This is a genomic window from Paenibacillus sp. FSL H7-0942, assembly GCF_045040715.1.
In the GTDB taxonomy this organism is placed as follows: domain Bacteria; phylum Bacillota; class Bacilli; order Paenibacillales; family Paenibacillaceae; genus Paenibacillus; species Paenibacillus amylolyticus.
In genome coordinates, this window is the sequence record NZ_CP150279.1 from 6,180,406 (window position 1) to 6,204,883 (window position 24,478).

The window sequence follows — 24,478 nt, forward strand, 5'->3', positions numbered from 1 at the left end:
ACTCGCCTAAACAAAAAAACGCCCCTGCAGCATTTAGCTGCAGAGGCGTTTATCGCGGTCCCACTCTGCTCGGTCCATTCTTAAATAGAATGAGCCCTCAAGCGGTTTGGTAACGGAAACCAATCGTCACAACCTATCCTAACGTTTTCCCATGTCATGATCGACAAAGGCGGGGCCGGATTCGGCTGTGCAGCTCACGGGCGCATTTCGACTGATGGACAGTGGATGGTTCACAGCCACCGCATCCAAAGAAATCTCTCTTTGCTACGGGACCATCCTCTCTGAATCTGTCCGGGTCAGTCTACTCCTCCCGATCTTTGCTGTTCTATTAGATACATCATATCAATTATTCGTTGTGTTGTTATTATAGCGAAAAGGCCTCAGACTGACAACAGCCTCCTACGTAATCTATCCATCGTAGGACTGTGTTCAGATTCCAAATAAACGGAATGTCCTCGACTAAGATTATTTTACTTGTGCAAGCAGGCGTTCGATCACCGTATCACGACCCAGAAGTACGATCGTTTGGTTCAGATCCCGTCCATGCGTCTGTCCAGTCAAGGCTACACGAATTGGCATAAAGAGCTGTTTGCCCTTAAAGCCGGTTTCTTTCTGTACTTCCTTGATCAATGCAGCCATTTTACTTGGAGTAAACTCTTCGCTCGCCTGTACTTTATCCGCAAATGCCTTCAGTACGGTTGGCACCTGCTCCTCCGCAAGCACTGCTTCTCCTTCACTTTCAAGCTCCAGATTGGAACGGAAGAATACTTCCGACAATTCCACAATATCGGAGGCAGAATTCATCTGCTCTTGGTACAGGTGTACCAGAGTATAAGCCCATTCTTTTTGTTCAGCAGACAGCTCGGAAGAAATACGTCCAGCCTTTTGCAGATGCGGAATGGCCATTTCGGCAATACGTTCCGGGTCAGCATGTTTGATATAGTGGTTGTTCAAGTGAGCCAGCTTGTGGGTATCAAATACCGCCGGGCTCTTGGACAGACGTTTCGTATCAAAAATGGAGATCAGTTGCTCTTGCGAGAAGATCTCTTCTTCCCCTTCCGGCGACCAGCCGAGTAAGGAAATGAAGTTAAACATCGCTTCAGGCAAATAGCCGAGCTGATCATACTGCTCAATGAACTGAATAACGGACTCATCCCGTTTACTCAGCTTCTTGTGATTTTCATTCACGATCAGCGTCATATGACCGAATTGCGGTGGCTCCCAGCCAAGCGCTTCATAGATCATCAGTTGACGCGGCGTGTTTGAGATGTGATCTTCCCCGCGCAGGACGTGGGAGATCTTCATCAAGTGATCATCCACAGCAACGGCATAGTTGTATGTGGGAATGCCGTCTTTTTTCACAATGACGAAGTCACCGGATTCCTTGCTGTTGAACGAGATTGTGCCTTTAACCATATCATCAAACGTATATGTGCGCTCTTCCGGCACACGGAAACGAATACTCGCTACGCGGCCTTCCGCTTCAAACGCACTAATTTGCTCTGGAGTCAGGTCACGGTGTTTGCCAGAATAACGCGGTGTTTCTCCACGTGAAGACTGTTCCTCGCGCTCTTGCTCCAATTCTTCTTCCGTGCAGAAGCAACGGTAAGCCAGACCTTTATCCAGCAATTCCTGCGTATATTTACGATAGAGGTCCAGACGTTCCGTTTGACGGTATGGTCCGTATTCTCCGCCCACGTCAATACTTTCGTCCCACTCAATTCCGAGCCATTTCAGGTATTTCAGCTGGCTTTCTTCACCACCGGCAATATTCCGTTTCACGTCCGTATCTTCAATACGAATAATGAATTTACCGTTATTATGTTTGGCATATAAATAGTTAAACAACGCCGTACGGGCATTCCCGATATGCAGGTGTCCCGTTGGGCTCGGCGCGTAACGCACACGAATATCCGTGCTCATATGATCCCCTCCGTCACTAATTGATTGATGATATCACACACGTACAAGGCAAACAACGGATTGAGCGGCAATGCCCTCTCCCCGTCCCGGGAATCCCAGTTGCTCTGTCGTTGTTGCTTTCACGTTCACCTGTGTTACATCCGCTTCCAGTGCCTTGGCAATAACCTCAGCCATCTGTGGGATATAAGGAGCCATCTTTGGCTTCTGGGCAATAATCGTTGAATCGATATTCCCTAGCTTATACCCGCGATCCTTCACAAGCTGCCATACATGCTCCAGCAATTTCAGGCTGTCGGCATCTTTGAATTCCGGATCGGTATCCGGGAAGTGCTTGCCAATATCCCCAAGTGCCAGTGCACCCAAAATGGCATCACTGATCGCGTGCAACAGCACGTCTGCGTCCGAGTGACCCAGCAGGCCTTTTTCATAAGGAATCGTTACTCCGCCAATAATACACGGGCGTCCCTCTACCAGCTGATGTACATCAAATCCCTGTCCTACACGTATCATCGCTTCTTCTCTCCCCCCAGCAAAAACGCAGCATATTTCAAATCTTCCGGCGTTGTTAATTTGATATTGGTATAATTGCCTTCCACAACCTTGACCGACATTCCCTGACGTTCAGCCAGCATGGCATCATCTGTTCCCAGAAATCCGTCCTGCTCAGCTGATTCGTAGGCGGAGAGCAGGGAAGAAAGACGAAAAGCCTGCGGGGTTTGAATGCTCCACAGACTGCTGCGGTCTGGCGTCGCCGTAACGACTCCTTCCGCATTCACTTGTTTGATCGTATCCTTCACGGGAACCGCCAGTACAGCTGCTCCACCACCGGCTATGGCGGCCGCCATGCATCCCTTGATCTGCTCATGGTTCACAAAAGGACGTACCCCGTCGTGAACGAGAACCCAATCCGTCCCAAGTGCCTCAAGGCCTTTATGGACAGAATGTTGTCTCTCTTTCCCTCCGGGGATAACACGGACACGTGAATCCAGTTGGTATTCTTTTACCCAATCCTGGCAGCGTTCAACATCTGCGGTTCCTGTGACCAGCACCATCTCGCGGATCTCGTCCAGCGCAGCAAATACCTCAAGCGTATGTATGAAAACGGGCTTGTCCTGCAGCAACAGAAACTGTTTGCTCTCGGTCGTCCCCATCCGGGTTCCGCGACCTGCTGCCACAATGACAACGCCCCACCCTTTATCCATGCCGCAATCCCTGCCTTGTCTGTCAGTTTATCGTCCAAAGATATACAATATCATTCAACGATACACTACCCATCATACCGCTTTATTGGGCTTTTTCCAACAGTTTCGGCTTGGCAAAAATCATTCGTCCCGCTGAAGTCTGCAACACACTGGTCACCAGCACTTCCATCATCATGCCGATATACTCGCGTCCGCCCTCCACAACGATCATTGTGCCATCATCCAGATAGGCTACACCTTGACCATGCTCCTTGCCATCCTTGATGATCTGCACCATGATCTCCTCACCTGGCAGAACAACCGGCTTAACCGCATTGGCGAGATCATTAATATTCAACACAGATACACCCTGGAGTTCGCACACTTTGTTCAGGTTAAAGTCATTGGTGACCACTTTGCCCTGAAGCACTTTAGCCAGTTTAACCAGTTTGCTGTCCACCTCGGAGATTTCCTCGAAATCCCCCTCGTAGATCAGGACTTTTACATCAAGTTCCTTCTGGATTTTGTTCAAAATGTCCAGTCCACGCCGTCCTCTGTTCCGCTTGAGCAGATCCGATGAATCGGCAATATGCTGTAACTCCTCCAGAACAAATTCCGGAATTACGATCGTGCCTTCAATAAATCCGGTTTTGCATATATCAGCGATACGCCCATCGATAATAACACTGGTATCCAGAATTTTATGTTCTTCCATCCGTCTGTCCTCGTCCACCTCGGGATGACCCCATCGTCCAGTCATCCAGAAGGCCCCTAGATCGTCTTTCTTCGCCATGGCAAGGGCATAACCGGAATAAGCACTAATCACCGTCAGCGCCACTTGCAGCACTTCTCCTGCCGTCCCCATCCATCCCACAACAGGGTAGAGCAACAAGGCCACGAGCAATCCTGCAACTGTACCTGCAGCACCTGCAGCCAATTCGTTCATAGGTACTTTTGCCAATGAATTAATTCCACTATGCAGCCTGTCTGCCATCAATGTTCCACCAATATTACATACAGCCATAAACATTACAGCTCCCAGCAGCGTCGATATACCAGCTCCCAGTAATCCTGCTGACTGAATCCACTCCGCCATCCATGGGACCGATTTTCCTGCCAGATGATATGCCGTGTAGCCGAACCATGCACCGCACAATCCTGTAAAAGTTAAAATGCCTTTTTTCCACATTAGTCCCTGCACCTCCTTCAATGTATCTTGATCTTTATATCCAGTATGATCCAATTCCTGAATTACTAATCCCATCTGGAAGAACTTTTTGGAAATGTTGCAATCGTCAGTTGAAAGTAGGTAAATTATTGGCATATAATGAATTCAATTCATATCCCGAGGTGAGTGGCAAAATGAGTACGCTAAGTTTACAGGCTTTCCAGGATCAAGTTTCTGAACTGTTGTTGCGTCATCGCAGCCTGATTGATGTACTGTCCAAAACGGGACAAGCCGGAGCGTCTGTTAACCGTGCCGTGTCCAAAGCCATTACCGAATGCGGCTGCATCGAGCTGCACGCCACCAAGCAGAAATATGCCCCGGAGAGCGATATCGCTCAAACCAAGGGCCTGCTGGAAACGCATGTGGAAGGTGAGTTGTGTGAGAACTGCAGAGAGGTCATCAGCTCTGAGCTAGGGCGGAACCTGTTCTACATGTCGGCTCTCTGCAATCTGCTGGACATTAACATGGAAGAGGTCGTAAATCACGAATCACAGAAGTGTTCAACGTTAGGGATGTTTAATCTGTCGTAAGAAGATATGTATGTCGTCCGTAAGGGTTTCTTTTACCGTAAATAGATCTGAATAAACAAAAAGCACGCATTCTCCAGTTCAGGAGAGTACGTGCTTTCTTTGTATAGTGTCTGTTCCCAAGGCGACTTAACGATCGGAAGGACGGGAAGATTTCTCATCCTTGCGCTTTTTCGCCCGACTACGTGAGGCCGCTGTTCGCACATTATGCTTCATTCCATACAGGGCGTATAACACCAACGGAATAAAGATCAATTTGGATAACTGCTCCGGGAAAATAACGGCTACGGCTATGGCAAATAACACAACCCATGGTGCAATCCAGATTGCCTTGCGTGGCAAACCGACCTTTTTGAAATTGGGATATTTAAGCGAACTCACCATCAGATACGATAACAGCAACGTAGCAATCATCATGCTAACCGGGCCAATATCCTTATTGAACAAGGACAGTGTGGCCAGTACCCCGCCGGCTGCCGGTATCGGCAGACCTGTGAAGTATCCGGGAATTCCCGGACGAACGTTAAACCGTGCAAGACGAATGGCTCCACAGATCGGAAAAGCCGCTGTTGCGATCCAGGCGAGGATCGGCATTGAATCTTGAAACGACACCATAAATATGATCAGGGCTGGTGCTGCACCAAAGGAAACCATGTCAGACAAGGAATCCAGTTCCTTGCCGAATTCACTTTGAGCATTGAGTGCACGTGCCACTCGGCCATCCAGACCATCCAGCAGCATCGCTACAATGACCATAATGGCAGCCAAACTGTAATTTCCATCAATCGCAAGCAAAATTGCCATCATTCCAAGAAACAGATTACCCAGGGTAAAGAGATTCGGAATGAATCTGGTTAGCATCGTTGTTTCACCTCATCCATTTCAAGCCTTTATATAGGCAAACCCTTACATCTGTCTGTCGATAAACATTTGCTCCTGCAAACGTTTGAGGCCTTCCTTAATGGTCCGGGCACGAACTTCACCAATACCGTCCACTTCGTCCAGTTCTTCAATTGTAGCCATAATAACATGAGGCAATTGTTCGAATTGATCCACCAGATTATGGATAATGACATTGGGCAGGCGGGGGATCTTATTTAATACCCGGAATCCACGAGGGGCAACCGAATCCTCAGAAGTAGCCGCTGATGATGGATAGCCGAGAAGACGGACAATATGATGTGCATCCAGCAACTCATCGTCCGACAATCTTTTCAGTCCCACGATAATTTCACGGATTTTGTCATCACTGTCGTCACGGGCATAGTCTTTATACAATAACCAGGCCTCTTCTTCCGTTGTACCCACAAGTTCTTCCATTTGCATGGAAATGAGTCGTCCCTCATTCCCGAGTTCATGAATGTACCGTTGGATTTCCGTTTTGATCCGCATCACCATTTCGGTACGCTGAATCACATTAACCACTTCAGGAATCGTTACTAATTCCTCAAATTCCGAAGCACTCAGATTCGTAAGGGACTGTGTTAATACCGCTTTGTATTTCTCCAGGGTTTGGATCGCTTGATTCGCTTTGGTCAAAATAACCCCGATTTCCTTGAGGGAATAACGAAGTGTTCCCTGATACAAGGTAATGATATTCCGGCGCTGCGATATGGATACGACCAATTTACCCGTTTGCTTTGCTACACGCTCTGCCGTCCGGTGACGAATCCCCGTCTCTGATGAAGAGATAGATGAATCCGGGATTAACTGGGTATTGGCGTAAAGAATACGCTTCAAATCCTCGCTAAGAATAATGGCTCCATCCATCTTGGCGAGTTCATACAGATAGTTCGGGGAGAAATCACAGTTAATCGAGAATCCCCCATCCACCACTTCCATTACTTCAGGGCTGTATCCTACAACAAGCAGTGCGCCCGTCTTGGCGCGCAGCACATTTTCCAGACCTTCGCGGAAAGGTGTACCTGGTGCGATCAGCCTTAACAACTCATTCATATTATCCAGTTGGCTCATATCTTTCATCTTGTTATGCCCCCTAATCTAAAGCAACCGCTAGTGCATCTGCCACGGTATTCACACCGATCAGTTGTATCCCGCGAGGATGTTTCCAGCCCTTTAAGCTTTTTTCTGGTAAAATGACTCGTTTGAAGCCCAGCTTTGCGGCTTCCTTCACTCGTTGTTCGGCCCGTGATACGGCTCGAACTTCACCTGTCAGACCGATCTCGCCAAAGATGACGTCGTCCGGCTTGGTCGGTACATCTCTCAAACTGGATGCAATGCTGACGGCAACCGCCAAATCTACAGCGGGCTCATCCAACCGTACTCCACCAGCCACGTTCAGATACGCATCCTGGGTCTGTAAAAACATCCCCATCCGTTTCTCCAGCACTGCAATGATCAGATTTAATCGATGCAGATCTACCCCTGTTGCCATACGGCGGGGAGAAGGGAAATGGGTGGTTGAGATCAACGCCTGTAATTCCACGAGCAGAGGACGTGTCCCCTCCATACTGGCAACTACCGTTGAACCTGCTACACCCAGTGGACGTTCCGACAAAAAGAGTTCGGACGGATTGCCCACCTCACGAAGTCCATCCTCGCCCATTTCAAAAATACCAATCTCATTGGTGGAACCAAAACGGTTCTTCACCGCACGCAACAGGCGATACGTATGATGCCGTTCTCCTTCAAAATAAAGCACGCAATCCACCATATGTTCTAACATACGTGGACCGGCAATAGCACCTTCTTTGGTAACATGCCCCACAAGAACCGTTGCAATGCCTCTGCCTTTGGCAATCCGCATGAACCTTGACGTACATTCCCTTACCTGTGCAACACTACCAGGCGCACTGGTAACTTCGGGAAGATATACCGTCTGAATGGAGTCGATGACCAGAAAATGCGGCTGGATCTGATCCACCGCTTCCTCTACACGTTCCATATTGGTTTCACACAGTACATACAACTCGGCAGAGAGTGCCCCGAGACGGTCTGCCCGCAATTTGGTTTGCTTTACTGATTCCTCACCGGAAACATATAACACACGCAAACCCGAATGCGTCAAAGCATGAGACGTCTGCAACATCAACGTTGATTTACCAATACCCGGATCTCCGCCCACCAGAACGAGTGAACCCGGAACGATTCCGCCACCCAATACCCGGTTCAACTCTCCGATTCCAGTCTGTACACGCGGTTCCTGACCGCTATCTATATCTATGATAGGAAGCGGTTTATCTTTACTGTCAAACAGAGGAGAATTTCTCCCTTGTGTTTTGACCACCGTCTCTGTTTCTTCCACCATTGAATTCCATGACTGACAACCCGGACACTTACCGTACCACTTGGGGGCTTCATAGCCGCATTCCGTACATTGAAACTTGGTTTTAACTTTGGCCACTTCAGCACTCCTATAATTTAATTTTATAACAGCATTTTGCATTATTCGACGAATTTCACCCAAACTCCCTGACGTGCAGGGTTACTAAAAGTTTACCATTGTTTGAGATTTTTCGTAAAGGATTATCGCAAACTTTACACATGTTCCTGACATAATCATGTCCGTCTTCTGTCCAAAGTGCAAAAAATCCTCCCCGGCCGAAGCCGAGAAGGATTTGATTAAGGATTATGGATCAATACAAGCTGAAGTTTAACTCCAAAGCTTGCTAATTATTATTTAGTTTCGATTTCCTCATTGGACGGAACGACTACGTCTTTTTTCGTAACAGACAGTGCACCGTTCTCTTCGTCGATGAGCAATGAATCCCCTTTGGTTACGTTACCTGTGAGCAACTCTTCGGACAATTTGTCCTCGATATGCTTCTGGATCGCCCGACGAAGCGGACGCGCACCGTAAGCTGGATCAAAGCCTGACTTCGCAAGGAAAGACTTGGCATTATCAGTGAGTTCGAAATCGACCTCATGTTCGAGCAGTCGTTTACGAAGTTCTTCACTCATAAGCGTAACAATTTCTGCGATGTGTTTTTCTTCGAGTGAATGGAACACGATAATCTCATCAATCCGGTTAAGGAACTCTGGACGGAAGCTTTTCTTCAGCTCATCCATCACTTTCCCCTTCATGTTGTCATAATCTGCTCCTGCATCTACAACTGCAGTGAAGCCCAGTGTAGAGTTACGTTTGATCGCTTCGGCACCCACGTTGGATGTTAGAATGATCAGCGTATTGCGGAAGTCAACGACGCGACCTTTGGAATCCGTCAGTCGACCATCCTCAAGCACTTGTAACAAGATATTGAATACTTCTGGATGTGCTTTCTCGATTTCATCGAGCAAGACTACGGAATATGGTTTGCGACGAACTTTCTCTGTCAGCTGACCACCTTCTTCGTACCCAACATATCCTGGAGGCGCTCCGACAAGTCGGGAAGTCGAATGTTTCTCACCATACTCGGACATATCAATCCGGATTACTGCATTTTCATCGCCGAACATCGCTTCAGCCAGAGCACGAGCAAGTTCTGTTTTACCTACACCTGTAGGGCCGAGGAAAATGAATGAACCCATCGGACGTTTTGGATCTTTAAGTCCCGCACGAGCACGACGAACCGCACGGCTGACAGACTTCACTGCCTCATCCTGACCGATGACACGTTCATGTAGAATAGACTCCAGATTCATCAGACGCTGTGTCTCTTCTTCTTTCAGTTGGTTCACAGGGATTCCTGTCCAGCTGGCTACCACTTGTGCGATATCCTCAGGAGTAACCTCGGAATCGGTGCGACCTTGTTTCTCTTTCCACTGGTTCTTCGTTACATCCAGCTCTTCACGGATTTTCTGTTCCGTATCACGCAGAGCTGCTGCTTTTTCGAACTCCTGACTTTGAACTGCAGCGTCTTTTTCCTTACGGATATCTTCCAGACGGCTTTCCAGTTGTTTCAGGTTTGGTGGGATCGTGTAAGAGTTCAATCTTACTTTGGAACCCGCTTCATCAATTAGGTCGATCGCTTTATCCGGCAGGAAACGGTCTGTAATGTAACGGTCAGACAGTTTAACCGCCTGCACAATTGCTTCGTCCGTAATTTTCACGCGGTGATGCGCCTCATAACGGTCACGCAAACCGTGCAAGATTTGAATCGCTTCTTCCGGAGAAGGCTGATCTACAGTAATCGGTTGGAAACGACGCTCAAGCGCTGCATCCTTCTCGATGTATTTACGATACTCATCCAGCGTTGTTGCACCAATGCACTGCAATTCTCCACGGGCCAGAGCCGGTTTCAAAATGTTAGAAGCATCGATGGCACCTTCAGCTCCGCCTGCGCCAATCAAGGTATGCAATTCGTCGATAAACAGAACAATGTTACCTGCTTGGCGAATCTCATCCATGATTTTTTTCAGACGATCTTCGAACTCACCACGATATTTGGTTCCAGCGACTACAGAACCCATATCCAGGGTCATTACACGTTTGTCGCGCAATGTTTCCGGAATCTCATTTGCGATGATTTTTTGTGCAAGGCCTTCAGCAATCGCTGTTTTACCTACACCTGGCTCACCGATCAATACCGGGTTGTTCTTCGTACGACGGCTGAGCACCTGGATGACACGTTCAATTTCTTTACTACGTCCAATGACCGGGTCAAGGTTATTCTCTCTGGCGTATGCCGTGAGGTCACGTGCCAGACTGTCCAGCGTTGGTGTGCTGACATTGGCAGGTGTGCCATTATGGCTGGATACAGCTTCACTGCTGCCAAGCAATTGCAGCACTTGTTGACGTGCTTTGTTCAGGCTAATTCCCAGGTTATTGAGCACACGTGCTGCAACACCCTCGCCTTCACGAATCAATCCGAGCAGGATATGCTCTGTGCCTACATAAGTGTGGCCCAATTTACGAGCTTCATCCATAGACAGTTCAATTACTTTTTTCGCACGTGGCGTATATGCAATGTTGGTAGGTTGCTCTTGGCCACGGCCAATTAGCGTTTCTACTTCATCCTGAATTTTTTCCAATCCGAGTCCCAGGCCGATCAGTGCTTTGGCTGCGATGCCTTCGCCTTCACGAATGAGGCCGAGCAAAATATGCTCAGTACCGATGTTATTATGACCGAGACGGACAGCTTCTTCCTGCGCGAGTGCGAGCACCTTTTGGGCCCGTTCCGTAAATCTTCCAAACATCATATCTCCTGCACCTCCATGGTTTTGGATAAAACGAGGGTCATATAATGAAATAACCGTCGTATTCTTCATATCATTTTTGTTTGCAGCCATGCTGCGAATAAAGTCATTCGGCATTTGTACATGCCTTATTATATAAAAGCCGCAATGCGGCATGAAACCATAATTCAATACTATATCAGGCTACTAGGACTGCTTCGCTGCATTGATCGTATCACGAATCAACTGAGCACGGTATATGTCACGCTCATCTGTGCGCATATCTTCCCCGAATGTTTTCTGCAAAAATCCCGGCTGTGTCATGACATTCAACTCATTCATTACCGTAATGGACAGTCCATCCAACAATCCGAGATCCACGCCAAGGCGTACATCCGATAAGCGCTGTGCAGCTTCCTTGGAATCAACAATAGCTGCATGAGACAATATGCCATAAGAACGCATGACACGATCCGTAATCCGCAGTCTGGAGTCGGTAATTAACCGTTCTCTGGCTGTACGTTCATGACCAATCATCTGTAACACAACACCATGCAGGTTCTCAATGACTTCCTGTTCGGTCTGTCCCAATGTAATCTGGTTCGAGATCTGGAACAGGTTACCCATCGCCTCGCTACCTTCACCGTATATTCCTCTTACCGTCAATCCCACTTGGGAAACTGCGGTTAGAATACGGCCTATCTGCTGTGTCATCACGAGGGCAGGCAAGTGCATCATAACCGATGCTCTGACACCTGTACCTACATTAGTAGGACAGCTGGTTAAGTATCCTCTGCGATCATCAAAAGCATAATCCACATGCGCTTCAAAAGCATCATCTATTGCGGAAGCTTTCTCCCAGGCTTCTTTCACCTGGAACCCCGGATAGAGGCACTGGATACGAAGATGATCCTCTTCATTAATCATAATACTGACAGACTCATCCTCACTGAGAATAACCGCACCATTCCTGGATTCATTCGCAAGACTTGGACTGATGAGATGTTTCTCCACCAGCACCCGTTTGTCGAGTTCGTCAATATCGATCAGATCCAACGTATGAAAATCCCCAAAGGCATGAACGTCATCGTATTGAAGTACTTCGCTCAGCTTATTCAGCACCTCTTCCGATTGCTCATTGGAAGCCAGCATCGGAAACGGAACATGCTGAAGGTTGCGTGCAATCCGGACACGGCTGCTAATGACAATTTCGGAATCAGCCGCATCACTGCGCATCCAGTCGCTGAGCGCCTTCTCTGTAAAGCGCAGATTAGGCATTACGCATCCCTCCTACTCATGACAAACTTTACTCCTGAGCTATTCCTTTTTCAAGTCCTCTGATCTGGTCACGGATCTGGGCCGCCTCTTCAAATTCCTCTTGCGCGATGCTCTCTTGTAGCTCACGCTTCAGATCAGCAATTTGCCGTTTCACCTTGATGCGACCACCAGCTCGTGCAGGCACTTTGCCTACATGGGACGTATTACCATGAACCCGCTTGAACAAAGGATCCAGACGACTGTCAAAATATTTATAACATGAACTGCAGCCGAACCGGCCTATCTTACTAAATTGTGCGTACGTCATACCACACTCTTCACATTGAAGAGCTTTTGCAGGTGGTGTTCCTGCCGATCCACTTTTGCCGGCTGGATCAAAATCAAGCAATCCGGACAACAAGTTGTGAATGGAAAACCCACCTGCTGTTCCAGGGATCATTTCCCCTTTTTCACGGGCACATGACTCACAAATATGGAATTCCGTCTTCTCTCCATTTACGATCTTCGTAAAATGAAGTGTCGCCGGACGTTTATTGCATTCTTGGCACAGCATATTGATGTACCTCCTTTGACCCCGATAGTTTTCATTTACCGAGCAAAGATATTAACATCGCCTTCAACATTCTGGCACGAATTTGATCCCGGTAAGGAAGTTTGACCAATATAACCTCTCTAGATACAGCAGCTCGCATCAACCCGGCTTCCCGCTTGTTCAAGAAGCGCGCTTCTTCCAGTTGATAGATCAGACCTTCGGCAGCTGTCTGCCCGATCTCTTCACCAATACTATGGTGCAAATGATTATGCAGAGCTGATTGGGCCGGTAATTCAATGCGCTGTATGCGAACATAACCACCACCGCCGCGTTTACTCTCTACCAGGTATCCCTTCTCGAGTGTAAAACGTGTGCTGATGACATAATTGATCTGGGAAGGTACACATGAGAATTGATCTGCCAGATCATTACGCTGAATTTCAACCATTCCTTCGGGACTTTCATGCAAAATACTCTTCAGATATCGTTCGATAATATCAGAGATATTACGCATCCAATCATCCTCCACTGTCTGAAACGTTAAGTCAATAAGGACCCACACGCCCCCACAGAGTACACCTTCTCTACCCATTTAACCAATCAGGGAAACAGCGAATCTTGCTTCCACAGGTGTCAACAGGAGAGCGAAGGAAGCACGAAGGTCCTTTAATATTCCCTTGATCCTCCGATGAAATGAATCCCGTATATTGGCGATCATGCATCAGATTGTAGAAAGAAAGCTACTTAAGTATTAAACCTTTAGTTGACTTTGACTTTCTTTGACTTTATAACCATTATAGCATATTTTGTGGTTTTGCCAAGTGGGGTCACTATTCATTTTTTACGATTTTACACGAAATATTCCCCGGACACAAAAAAACCTCCCCAAAATTGCTGGAGAAGTCCATTGGTCTTTCAATCACGCCGTATTTCTATATAAGCTAATCAAGTTAAATGGAGCAGTGGGAATAGTCATCAGAAGAAATCGAGCAAATAGGTTTCCCGTTCAGGAATCGCTTGTTCCAAAGCCTTGATTGCTGTGTTCGGTCCGTGAATTCTTCCGATTCGTGCCATTTCCGTTGGTCTGCGATATCCCATCAGGACCGCGGTAAGGGATTGAATATCCACCTTAATGATCTGATCATCAGTAATTGGCTCCGATGTTTTCCATATGGACGCTGTTCCGTTCATTGCCACGTTTAATTGCCATACCCCTTCATTCCATGGAGCGTGGGCATCTTCTACCTGAAGTACAATCTGCACCGGTGAGTCCTGGCTTGCAAATGGATACTGGGATATAAACTGCTCTACACTAACGATACGCGCCATAAAATAAGGTACAATCTCCTGCTGAATCCGTGGATTATCCAATTGGAAGGCAAGCGTATCACTGGCAGGCGCCTGCAACGTAACTTCCTGGATCATGGAATCATGGTTAGCAATAAAGGTCCACAGCCCTTGCCTAGCCTCTTCATTCAGATAGATGATCTCTTTAATGGTAAATTTATTTTCCTTAACCTCATATAAAAGATAACCTTGTGCTGCATCAGCTTCATCGTAATATACAGCCTTCTGGCTGGTCCCATTAACAAGAACTGAATTCTCCCACCTTGCATCATCCCGAACCAGAGTTCCGTTATAACGCTCAGCATAAGCACTGTATACTTCCTTTAATATGCTGAGGCCTGGATCCCCACGTCGAATCGTTCCAGGTGTCGCTTTTTTCAGAGGCAAATGAGCTGTAGGTACTTTATAACGTTTAAATTCAACATACGTCTCCCATCCATACTTCCGATAGAAACCAAAAGAGAATGGATGCAAGAATGATATGCTCTGTTTGTTACGATTCATTTCTTCCAACGCATGCTTCAGCAGACCCGCTACCCAGCCTTTGCGTCTATACTCTGGCCAGGTGGCAACACCCGCAATACCGCCCATCTCGAACGATCTGCCATGAATATAGGTTTGAAAAGGAATGATGTGAAGTTTGGCTCCTAGCTGCCCGTCCTCATATACACCCCATATATCCTGTGACGAAAATTGACTCCGCCGTTTTTCTTTCTGTTCTTCACTCATTACTACTTGAAAAGCATATTCGGAGAGTGCCATCGCCGGTTCAAAATCATCTACCGTCAATTTCTGAATTTCCATGTTGTCCTACACCCCATTCGCTAGAGTTATATCAATCCAAATCATGGCCTGATATCTGATATATGTACCCCTTAGAGTGTGTCAGAGGATTCTTACAAAGTCAAATAAGAGATGCTTTCGCATCCCCTAAAATAAACAAATAAAAACCACCACCGAATAACATCGGCAGTGGTTCTTCGCTTGGCGGCGTCCTACTCTCCCAGGACCCTGCGGTCCAAGTACCATCGGCGCTAGAGGGCTTAACGGTCGTGTTCGGGATGGGTACGTGTGGAACCCCTCCGCCATCGCCACCAAACGCATAGCTTAGCTTACATTTCAGAGATCGTTCTCTGAAAACTAGATTCGAAACGAAACACGCGAATTACAACTTGCTAATTGGATAAGCCCTCGACCGATTAGTACTGGTCAGCTCCATGCATTGCTGCACTTCCACCCCCAGCCTATCTACCTCGTCGTCTTCAAGGGGTCTTACATACTGGGAAATCTCATCTTGAGGGGGGCTTCACGCTTAGATGCTTTCAGCGTTTATCCCGTCCGTACATAGCTACCCAGCGGTGCTCCTGGCGGAACAACTGGTACACCAGCGGTACGTCCATCCCGGTCCTCTCGTACTAAGGACAGCTCCTCTCAAATTTCCTACGCCCACGACAGATAGGGACCGAACTGTCTCACGACGTTCTGAACCCAGCTCGCGTACCGCTTTAATGGGCGAACAGCCCAACCCTTGGGACCTACTTCAGCCCCAGGATGCGATGAGCCGACATCGAGGTGCCAAACCTCCCCGTCGATGTGGACTCTTGGGGGAGATAAGCCTGTTATCCCCAGGGTAGCTTTTATCCGTTGAGCGATGGCCCTTCCATGCGGTACCACCGGATCACTAAGCCCGACTTTCGTCCCTGCTCGACTTGTAGGTCTCGCAGTCAAGCTCCCTTATGCCTTTGCACTCTTCGAATGATTTCCAACCATTCTGAGGGAACCTTTGGGCGCCTCCGTTACTCTTTAGGAGGCGACCGCCCCAGTCAAACTGCCCACCTGACACTGTCCCCGCACCGGATTACGGTACCAGGTTAGAACCTAGATACGATCAGGGTGGTATCCCAACGTTGCCTCCACGCAAGCTGGCGCTCACGTTTCAAAGGCTCCCACCTATCCTGTACAGATCGTACCCAAATTCAATATCAAGCTGCAGTAAAGCTCCATGGGGTCTTTCCGTCTTGTCGCGGGTAACCTGCATCTTCACAGGTATTAAAATTTCACCGGATCTCTCGTTGAGACAGCGCCCAAGTCGTTACGCCATTCGTGCGGGTCAGAATTTACCTGACAAGGAATTTCGCTACCTTAGGACCGTTATAGTTACGGCCGCCGTTTACTGGGGCTTCGGTTCACAGCTTCGGATTGCTCCTAACCACTCCCCTTAACCTTCCAGCACCGGGCAGGCGTCAGCCCGTATACTTCGCCTTACGGCTTCGCACAGACCTGTGTTTTTGCTAAACAGTCGCTTGGGCCTTTTCACTGCGGCCCCCTCGTGCTATTCACACTACCGGGGCACCCCTTCTCCCGAAGTTACGGGGTCATTTTGCCGAGTTCCTTAACGAGAGTTCTTCCGCGCGCCTTAGAATACTCTTCTCGCCTACCTGTGTCGGTTTGCGGTACGGGCACCATCACCTGGCTAGAGGCTTTTCTTGGCAGTGTGAGATCATGACCTTCGCTACTATAATTTTCGCTCCCCATCACAGCTCAGCCTTACAATGTGCGGATTTGCCTACACATCAGCCTTACTGCTTAGACGGACATCCATCAGTCCGCGTCACTACCCTACTGCGTCCCCCCATTGCTCATAACGGCTTACGGTGGTACAGGAATTTCGACCTGTTGTCCTTCGACTACGCCTTTCGGCCTCGCCTTAGGTCCCGACTTACCCTGAGCGGACGAGCCTTCCTCAGGAACCCTTAGGCTTTCGGCGGATCAGATTCTCACTGATCTTTTCGTTACTCATACCGGCATTCTCACTTGTATAATGTCCAGCGCTCCTTACGGTACACCTTCAACCCTTATACAACGCTCCCCTACCCCTGATGCAAAGCATCAAGCCATAGCTTCGGTGGTGTGTTTAGCCCCGTTACATTTTCGGCGCAGAGTCACTCGACCAGTGAGCTATTACGCACTCTTTCAATGGTGGCTGCTTCTAAGCCAACATCCTGGTTGTCTGTGCAACTCCACATCCTTTCCCACTTAACACACACTTGGGGACCTTAGCTGATGGTCTGGGCTGTTTCCCTTTTGACAATGGATCTTAGCACTCACTGTCTGACTCCCGGAAGTAAGTCTATGGCATTCGGAGTTTGACTGAGCTTGGTAACCCTTGCGGGCCCCGCACCCAATCAGTGCTCTACCTCCACGACTCTGTTTTCCGAGGCTAGCCCTAAAGCTATTTCGGGGAGAACCAGCTATCTCCGAGTTCGATTGGAATTTCTCCGCTACCCCCACCTCATCCCCGCATTTTTCAACATGCGTGGGTTCGGGCCTCCAGTGCGTGTTACCGCACCTTCACCCTGGACAGGGGTAGATCACCCGGTTTCGGGTCTACGTCCACGTACTAATTCGCCCTATTCAGACTCGCTTTCGCTGCGGCTCCGGCTCTTCACCTTAACCTTGCACGGGAACGTAACTCGCCGGTTCATTCTACAAAAGGCACGCCATCACCCCTAAAACGGGCTCTGACTTTTTGTAAGCACACGGTTTCAGGTTCTATTTCACTCCCCTTCCGGGGTGCTTTTCACCTTTCCCTCACGGTACTGCTTCACTATCGGTCGCTAGGAAGTATTTAGCCTTGGCAGATGGTCCTGCCGGATTCATACGGGGTTTCACGTGCCCCGCACTACTCGGGATCCGTCTCGGAGGGAACCAACTTTCAACTACAGGGCTTTTACCTTCTTTGGCGGGCCTTTCCAGACCTCTTCGCTTAACCGGTTCCTTTGTAACTCCATGTGAGACGTCCCACAACCCCAAAGAGCAAGCTCTCTGGTTTGGGCTTCTCCGCGTTCGCTCGCCGCTACTGACGGAATCACTATTGTTTTCTCTTCCTCAGGGTACTTAGATGTTTCAGTTCCCCTGGTATGCCTCTACATAACCTATGTATTCAGTTATGAGTAACTGGAAATTACCCCAGCTGGGTTTCCCCATTCGGACACCCCCGGATCAAAGCTTGCTTACAGCTCCCCGAGGCAGTTTCGTTGTTCGCCACGTCCTTCATCGGCTCCTAGCGCCTAGGCATCCTCCGTGTGCTCTTAGTAGCTTAACCATTTTGTTCCGGTTTCGGTCGCTCGCTTCCCTTGTTTTGCTTGCGCAAAGCCAAAAGTCGCTCTCACCCGATACCATCACAAAAGCAATTTAACTACCTTTATACACTTGACTTGTTTGCACAAGTTCAGCTTAAAGGAATGTTCTAATTCGCGTTTGTTTCGTTTCGATATCTAGTTTTCAAAGAACAAGCCAAATAGATGAAATTGTTTGGTGGAGCCAAGCGGGATCGAACCGCTGACCTCCTGCTTGCAAGGCAGGCGCTCTCCCAGCTGAGCTATGGCCCCTCAAATTCCATCAAAACTGAACAAATGGATAAGTAACTGTGTTGCTGTTGCAGGTTCTAAGAACCTGCATATTTGAATGTTTCCGTTGCAGGAAACGATTCTCCATAGAAAGGAGGTGATCCAGCCGCACCTTCCGATACGGCTACCTTGTTACGACTTCACCCCAATCATCTATCCCACCTTCGGCGGCTGGCTCCTTGCGGTTACCCCACCGACTTCGGGTGTTATAAACTCTCGTGGTGTGACGGGCGGTGTGTACAAGACCCGGGAACGTATTCACCGCGGCATGCTGATCCGCGATTACTAGCAATTCCGACTTCATGCAGGCGAGTTGCAGCCTGCAATCCGAACTGAGACCGGCTTTGTTGGGATTGGCTCCATCTCGCGATTTCGCAGCCCGTTGTACCGGCCATTGTAGTACGTGTGTAGCCCAGGTCATAAGGGGCATGATGATTTGACGTCATCCCCACCTTCCTCCGGTTTGTCACCGGCAGTCTATCTAGAGTGCCCACCCGAAGTGCTGGCAACTAAATATAAGGGTTGCGCTCGTTGCGGGACTTAACCCAACATCTCACGACACGAGCTGACGACAACCATGCACCACCTGTCTCCTCTGTCCCGAAGGAAAGATACATCTCTGCATCGATCAGAGGGATGTCAAGACCTGGTAAGGTTCTTCGCGTTGCTTCGAATTAAACCACATACTCCACTGCTTGTGCGGGTCCCCGTCAATTCCTTTGAGTTTCAGTCTTGCGACCGTACTCCCCAGGCGGAGTGCTTAATGTGTTAACTTCGGCACCAAGGGTATCGAAACCCCTAACACCTAGCACTCATCGTTTACGGCGTGGACTACCAGGGTATCTAATCCTGTTTGCTCCCCACGCTTTCGCGCCTCAGCGTCAGTTACAGCCCAGAGAGTCGCCTTCGCCACTGGTGTTCCTCCACATATCTACGCATTTCACCGCTACACGTGGAATTCCACTCTCCTCTTCTGCACTCAAGTCACCCAGTTTCCAGTGCGATCCGGGGTTGAGCCCCGGGATTAAACACCAGACTTAAATGACCGCCTGCGCGCGCTTTACGCCCAATAATTCCGGACAACGCTTGCCCCCTACGTATTACCGCGGCTGCTGGCACGTAGTTAGCCGGGGCTTTCTTCTCAGGTACCGTCACCTTGAGAGCAGTTACTCTCCCAAGCGTTCTTCCCTGGCAACAGAGCTTTACGATCCGAAAACCTTCATCACTCACGCGGCATTGCTCCGTCAGGCTTTCGCCCATTGCGGAAGATTCCCTACTGCTGCCTCCCGTAGGAGTCTGGGCCGTGTCTCAGTCCCAGTGTGGCCGATCACCCTCTCAGGTCGGCTACGCATCGTCGCCTTGGTGAGCCGTTACCTCACCAACTAGCTAATGCGCCGCAGGCCCATCCCCAAGTGACAGATTGCTCCGTCTTTCCAGTTTCCTTCAGGCGAAGAAAACAATTATTCGGTATTAGCTACCGTTTCCGGTAGTTGTCCCAAACTTGAGGGCAGGTTGCCTACGTGTTACTCACCCGTCCGCCGCTAAGTATCAAGGAAGCAAGCTTCCTATCAACTCCGCTCGACTTGCATGTATTAGGCATGCCGCCAGCGTTCGTCCTGAGCCAGGATCAAACTCTCCAATAAAGTATTGAAAAGAGCGATAAGCTCATTTTGAATCTGACGATTCATTGTGAATCAAAAGTTACTATCCATTTGTTCAGTTTTCAAGGAACTTGTATGTCCGTTTATGTTGACGTTTGTCAACCGGACAGGAATCTTATCATATCATGTTAACTAACTTACTGTCAACACTTTGTTTTCGTCATCTTTCAAATGATTATGACAATCATTCGTTTGAAGCGACAAGAAATAATATATCACGTAGTGATTTATTTAGCAAGCATTTTTAATCAACCTTCTGATATCATGATATCTTCATCTACGGTGTCTTGTTTCCAACCTGTATTCGACAGATTAGCACATTCTCTAAACAAGTGAAGGGTACCCTTAAAGTGCATTACATATAAAAGAAATAACTCAATTCTATAAATACTCCCTTCTATAACCACAATTAATAATGATCTAGATGAGTTTTAGTTAGAGTACCGATCGGGATAACGATCCCTGCCCTTCTGATGGTTTGAAGAAAGTGATCCAAAAACTCTATAATAAGGTATATAGATATAGAGATAAGGTTAACCAGTCAAGTGTACTACTTTCATAAGTAGCCTATGAACAATCGTATATCCATCTCGCATTGCACCTTTACACAGATCACGTACTCCATTCACAGCTAGCTAGTACATATCAAAGTTCTGAATAAACTCATTACTAACCTATATGGGGTGATCGCACTTGAAGCAATGGTTAAAGAACAGACGGAAAGGTTACGGCAAAAAGTTGGTTTCCATCCATGCGTGGAATGCCTGGATTGTTGTGATCCTTGCTATAACAGGTCTTATGCTGGTAGGCGGCTTTTGGCGCGAGATACTCGGAATTGGACGTGTCTGGTTAAAATGGCTACATATCATCGTTGGGCTAGCTATGCTGGCACCCGTAGTATATTACTTGATTTTGGCCGGAAAGCACTGGAAACAGCTTCGTAATAGACCCTGGCAAAAGGTGAACACCATCTTTGTTCTTGCGCTGCTGGTAGGCTGGCTACTCTCGGGTATTGTATTATGGCAGTTCAAGCTAGCTGGACCTCGATGGTCGAATGCTGCACTTTTGATCCATGACCTGCTGACTTGGGTGGGCTTACCTTATATTATCTATCACTCCATCACTCGGACCAAATGGTTAATGGACCCTGCACGTCGTGCGGTTAAAACCACTACAACTTCAACACGAACTCAAAATACAGCTGATCCATCTGATTCAATATCGGATGAAAAAGAAACTCCGGCTGCTATATCTTCTTCCCAGTTTGATCGCAGTTCCCAGAGAGATCCCCTCAAATCAGAGGAGCGACCTCAACCGTTGTATACACGACGAGCTTTCATCCGTTCTGCTGTGGGGGTTGGTCTCGCCGTGACTCTTGGTCCTACTTTTATATCCTGGGTAGGTCGAAATCTCAAGATCGATAATAGTATTGATAGCATGCTGGAGAACGATCCTAACCGTATGGTTCCTCTGCCACAACCGCTGTCTGCCTCTTCACCTCCCATTGGAGGCGGAGCTGAAGGTCATTTCCGCGTATATACGGTTACGCCTATACCGTCCTTCTCCAATGCTAACTGGTCTTTCCGAATCGATGGACTGGTTGAACGGGCACAGGTCTGGAATTGGGAACAATTCGTGAAGCTGGCGCGCACCGTACAGGTTAGTGATTTCCACTGTGTAACGGGCTGGTCTGTATATAAGAATACCTGGGAAGGCATTTCTCTTGCACAGCTTTTGAAACAAGCCGGGGTCAAACCGGAAGCTCACAGCGTGAAGTTTTATTCCGGTGATGGTGTGTATACGGATGCCATTACGATGGATCAAGCACAAATGGAAGATATTATGGTCGCTGTCATGCATGATGGCAAACCTATCCCTGCTGATCTTGGCGGTCCGGTACGGCTCGTCATTCCTCAGATGTATGCCTATAAATCAGTAAAATGGTTGAATCGCATTGAACTCATCGACAGCGAACATATCGGTTACTGGGAAGAACGAGGATATGATAAGGATGCATGGCTTACAGGGGCATCTCAGCGCATCCCTAACAATTTAAGTGGATCATGATGAGATAAGATAAGATTGGTGAGCGTTCTTTCGTTGTAAAAATAATTCAATAAACAGCAAAAGCCCCCGATCACATATTCGTGTCTTCGGGGGCTTTTTTCTTTTTCCTCATTATGAACTCTCTGATTACACTTTAACCCTGTGGGTTCAAAAGACGTACAAGTTCGTCCTCATCCTCAATCGTAGGAATGCCAAGATCATGGGCTTTGGTTAGTTTACTACCTGCCTTCTCTCCGGCAATAACCAAATCTGTCTTTTTCGACACACTGCCAGTCACCTTCGCTCCGAGCGCTTCCAGTCTTTGCGTTGCCTCTTCCCGCGTCAATTGGTGCAGCGTTCCGGTCAAGACGACCGTTTTACCACTGAAGAAGGAATCTTCCACAACAGCAACGGCTGGTGCCTCAGGTGCCTGAGCTTTCACGCCCAAGTTAAGCATTTTCTCAATTGCAGCCTGTGTAAACGGATCTGCAAAAAAGTTTACGATGCTCTCTGCCACAATACCACCCACGTCGGGTAGTTCAACCAGTTCTTCCACGGTTGCATTCATAATGGCGTGCAGATCTCGATAATGATCAGCGAGCATGCGCGTTGTCGATTTACCTGTGTTCGGAATACCCAGTGAGTATAAGAAGGAAGCCAAGTCTCTATCTTTACTAAGCTCAAGCGCAGCGATAAGGTTGTTCGCTTTCTTTTCCCCAAACCGCTCCAGCTTCACCAGATCATCAAACTGTAACGTATACAGGTCGGCAGGCTCACGTACGTTCAATTCATCATACAACTGAATCGCTGTTTTCTCACTGAACGTCTCGATGTCCATAGCATCACGGGAAGCAAAATGGGAAATACGTGCCACCGTTTGTGGTTTACACGCAAGTCTATTGTTACAGAACAGATGCGCTCCGCGTTGCTCCAGTGGGAATCCACATGCAGGACAATGCTCAGGGAAGACGATCTCCTCACCATCACTCTCCTCCGTCACTTTACCCAGAATCTCAGGAATGACGTCGTTGGAGCGACGGATAAAGACCCGTGTGCCCAGAGCAAACTTCAGATTTTTGCGCTCAATATCGCCGACATTGTTCAGAGTACAGTTCTGTACCGTTACCCCGGCAAGTTCAACCGGTTCTACGCGTGCCAGCGGAGTTACTTTGCCAGTACGGCCCACATTCCATACCACAGCGTTAAGAACCGTCGTGGTCTCTTCTGCCTCGAATTTATATGCCACCGCCCAGCGAGGGAATTTATCGGTATAACCCAGCACTTCGCGGGTGCGCATGTCCGTAATTTTGATAACAGCTCCATCGATCAGGTAGTCTAGCTGCCCCCGGTTCTCCTGAATCGCGGCCAGTTGTTCCATCACATCATCAAACTCATGGAAATACGTGATGGATGGATTAACTTTGAATCGGTTCTCACGCAGGAAGTCCATCATCTGCTGATGATTGGCAAACTGAATGTCATCCGAATAACCTACATTATAAAAATAAGCATTCAACCGACGCTCAGCCGTCGCCTTCGGATTCAGGTTGCGGAGCGCTCCCGCTGCTGCATTCCGCGCATTTTTGAGCGGCTCTGCCGCTGTCTCATTGTATCGATCCAGGACAGACAGATTCATGATACCTTCACCCTGTACTTCAATTGTACCGCTTGTATAAGGAATTTTGAGTGGAACGGATCGGATCGTTCTTACCTGTGCCAAAATACCTTCACCTACGGTACCGTTCCCTCGTGTAGAGGCTTGCACCAACTCACCGTTGGTGTATGTCAGGTTCAGCGTCAATCCGTCAAACTTCAACTCAATGACATAACCTGGTTCCGGTAAAGGCGTATCGGGATTTTTACTGTTATAGTCATTAATCAGTTTTAGTACACGGGTATTCCAGCTCCGAAGCTGCTCAATATTCTGTGCTTTGTCCAGACTCCATAAGGAGGATAAGTGGCGATGCGGGGTAAACCCCTTTAGCAGTTCGCCACCCACACGCTGTGTTGGAGAATCAGGCAGAACCATGCCGCTTTCCTGTTCCAGCGTAACCAGTTCATCGTACAGAAGATCATACTCCTTATCGCTGATCTGTGGCTGATCCATCGTGTAGTACTGATAATTATGCTGGTTCAGTTCGGTAACGAGTTGCTCCATCCGGTGCATCGGGTCCATACAGGGCCATCCCTCCGTTAATTTGATCTATGTAGAACGAACACTCCTATTGCACGTGAACTCCGATAACAGAATAACTTTCTGATCGCTGTTAT

Annotated in this window: 15 protein-coding genes, 1 tRNA gene and 3 rRNA genes; 2 read left to right on the forward strand and 17 right to left on the reverse strand. The window is 48.2% G+C overall.

Translation table 11 applies throughout. The annotated features are described in order from the left end of the window. Positions 1-465: 465 nt before the first annotated feature. The 4 genes from gltX to MHI48_RS27245 all read right to left on the reverse strand — a co-directional run bounded on the left by gltX (position 466) and on the right by MHI48_RS27245 (position 4,293). Positions 466-1,923 carry a glutamate--tRNA ligase gene (gene gltX / locus MHI48_RS27230; RefSeq protein ID WP_338707131.1) on the reverse strand — a complete coding sequence of 486 codons (1,458 nt, stop codon included), beginning with the start codon at positions 1,921-1,923 and terminating at the stop codon, positions 466-468. Positions 1,924-1,956: 33 nt separating this feature from the next. Next, positions 1,957-2,433, reverse strand: coding sequence for a 2-C-methyl-D-erythritol 2,4-cyclodiphosphate synthase (gene ispF, locus MHI48_RS27235; RefSeq protein WP_017692052.1), 477 nt, complete (start codon positions 2,431-2,433; stop codon positions 1,957-1,959). Then, the gene (ispD, locus tag MHI48_RS27240; RefSeq protein ID WP_036607150.1) at positions 2,430-3,125 is read right to left on the reverse strand and encodes a 2-C-methyl-D-erythritol 4-phosphate cytidylyltransferase; all 696 of its coding nucleotides are present in this window, start codon (positions 3,123-3,125) and stop codon (positions 2,430-2,432) included. Before ispD ends, ispF begins: the two co-directional genes overlap by 4 nt. 82 nt (positions 3,126-3,207) lie before the next feature. Further along, the gene (locus MHI48_RS27245; protein WP_036607148.1) at positions 3,208-4,293 is read right to left on the reverse strand and encodes a PIN/TRAM domain-containing protein; all 1,086 of its coding nucleotides are present in this window, start codon (positions 4,291-4,293) and stop codon (positions 3,208-3,210) included. Positions 4,294-4,466: 173 nt separating this feature from the next. Between MHI48_RS27245 and MHI48_RS27250 the strand changes: the two genes are divergently transcribed. Further along, positions 4,467-4,862 carry a hypothetical protein gene (locus tag MHI48_RS27250; protein ID WP_017692049.1) on the forward strand — a complete coding sequence of 132 codons (396 nt, stop codon included), beginning with the start codon at positions 4,467-4,469 and terminating at the stop codon, positions 4,860-4,862. A gap of 126 nt (positions 4,863-4,988) precedes the next feature. Here MHI48_RS27250 and pssA read toward each other — a convergent pair whose 3' ends face one another. From pssA to MHI48_RS27310, 12 genes are all read right to left on the reverse strand, one after another. Further along, complete coding sequence (gene pssA / locus MHI48_RS27255) at positions 4,989-5,720, reverse strand: CDP-diacylglycerol--serine O-phosphatidyltransferase (RefSeq protein WP_017692048.1); 732 nt, start codon at positions 5,718-5,720, stop codon at positions 4,989-4,991. Positions 5,721-5,765: 45 nt separating this feature from the next. Then, complete coding sequence (disA, locus tag MHI48_RS27260) at positions 5,766-6,842, reverse strand: DNA integrity scanning diadenylate cyclase DisA (RefSeq protein ID WP_036607144.1); 1,077 nt, start codon at positions 6,840-6,842, stop codon at positions 5,766-5,768. Positions 6,843-6,855: 13 nt separating this feature from the next. Further along, positions 6,856-8,223: a DNA repair protein RadA gene (gene radA / locus MHI48_RS27265; RefSeq protein WP_036671578.1), complete on the reverse strand. Its 1,368-nt coding sequence runs from the start codon at positions 8,221-8,223 to the stop codon at positions 6,856-6,858. A gap of 272 nt (positions 8,224-8,495) precedes the next feature. Further along, on the reverse strand, positions 8,496-10,958 hold the full coding sequence (locus tag MHI48_RS27270) for an ATP-dependent Clp protease ATP-binding subunit (RefSeq protein WP_036607223.1): 2,463 nt from the start codon (positions 10,956-10,958) through the stop codon (positions 8,496-8,498). 183 nt (positions 10,959-11,141) lie between these two features. After that, positions 11,142-12,212 carry a protein arginine kinase gene (locus MHI48_RS27275; RefSeq protein ID WP_036607140.1) on the reverse strand — a complete coding sequence of 357 codons (1,071 nt, stop codon included), beginning with the start codon at positions 12,210-12,212 and terminating at the stop codon, positions 11,142-11,144. 28 nt (positions 12,213-12,240) lie between these two features. After that, positions 12,241-12,765 carry a UvrB/UvrC motif-containing protein gene (locus MHI48_RS27280; protein WP_036607138.1) on the reverse strand — a complete coding sequence of 175 codons (525 nt, stop codon included), beginning with the start codon at positions 12,763-12,765 and terminating at the stop codon, positions 12,241-12,243. Positions 12,766-12,796: 31 nt separating this feature from the next. Next, on the reverse strand, positions 12,797-13,258 hold the full coding sequence (locus MHI48_RS27285; RefSeq protein ID WP_036671579.1) for a CtsR family transcriptional regulator: 462 nt from the start codon (positions 13,256-13,258) through the stop codon (positions 12,797-12,799). 461 nt (positions 13,259-13,719) lie between these two features. After that, entirely contained in the window at positions 13,720-14,895 is a 1,176-nt protein-coding gene (gene eis / locus MHI48_RS27290) for an enhanced intracellular survival protein Eis (RefSeq protein WP_036607133.1), read from the reverse strand. 178 nt (positions 14,896-15,073) lie between these two features. Beyond that, a 5S ribosomal RNA gene (rrf, locus tag MHI48_RS27295) occupies positions 15,074-15,190 on the reverse strand. A gap of 80 nt (positions 15,191-15,270) precedes the next feature. After that, positions 15,271-18,196: ribosomal RNA gene (locus MHI48_RS27300) — 23S ribosomal RNA — on the reverse strand. Positions 18,197-18,406: 210 nt separating this feature from the next. Then, a tRNA-Ala gene (locus MHI48_RS27305) sits at positions 18,407-18,482 on the reverse strand. A 108-nt stretch (positions 18,483-18,590) separates the two neighbouring features. Next, a 16S ribosomal RNA gene (locus MHI48_RS27310) occupies positions 18,591-20,143 on the reverse strand. Together the 16S, 23S and 5S rRNA genes with 1 tRNA gene alongside form the textbook arrangement of a ribosomal RNA operon. Before the next feature lie 711 nt (positions 20,144-20,854). Between MHI48_RS27310 and MHI48_RS27315 the strand changes: the two genes are divergently transcribed. Continuing rightward, entirely contained in the window at positions 20,855-22,228 is a 1,374-nt protein-coding gene (locus tag MHI48_RS27315; RefSeq protein ID WP_405142272.1) for a molybdopterin-dependent oxidoreductase, read from the forward strand. A 133-nt stretch (positions 22,229-22,361) separates the two neighbouring features. On the opposite strand, the gene ligA is transcribed toward MHI48_RS27315, so the two are convergent. Continuing rightward, on the reverse strand, positions 22,362-24,383 hold the full coding sequence (gene ligA / locus MHI48_RS27320; protein WP_405142274.1) for an NAD-dependent DNA ligase LigA: 2,022 nt from the start codon (positions 24,381-24,383) through the stop codon (positions 22,362-22,364). Positions 24,384-24,478: the final 95 nt, after the last annotated feature.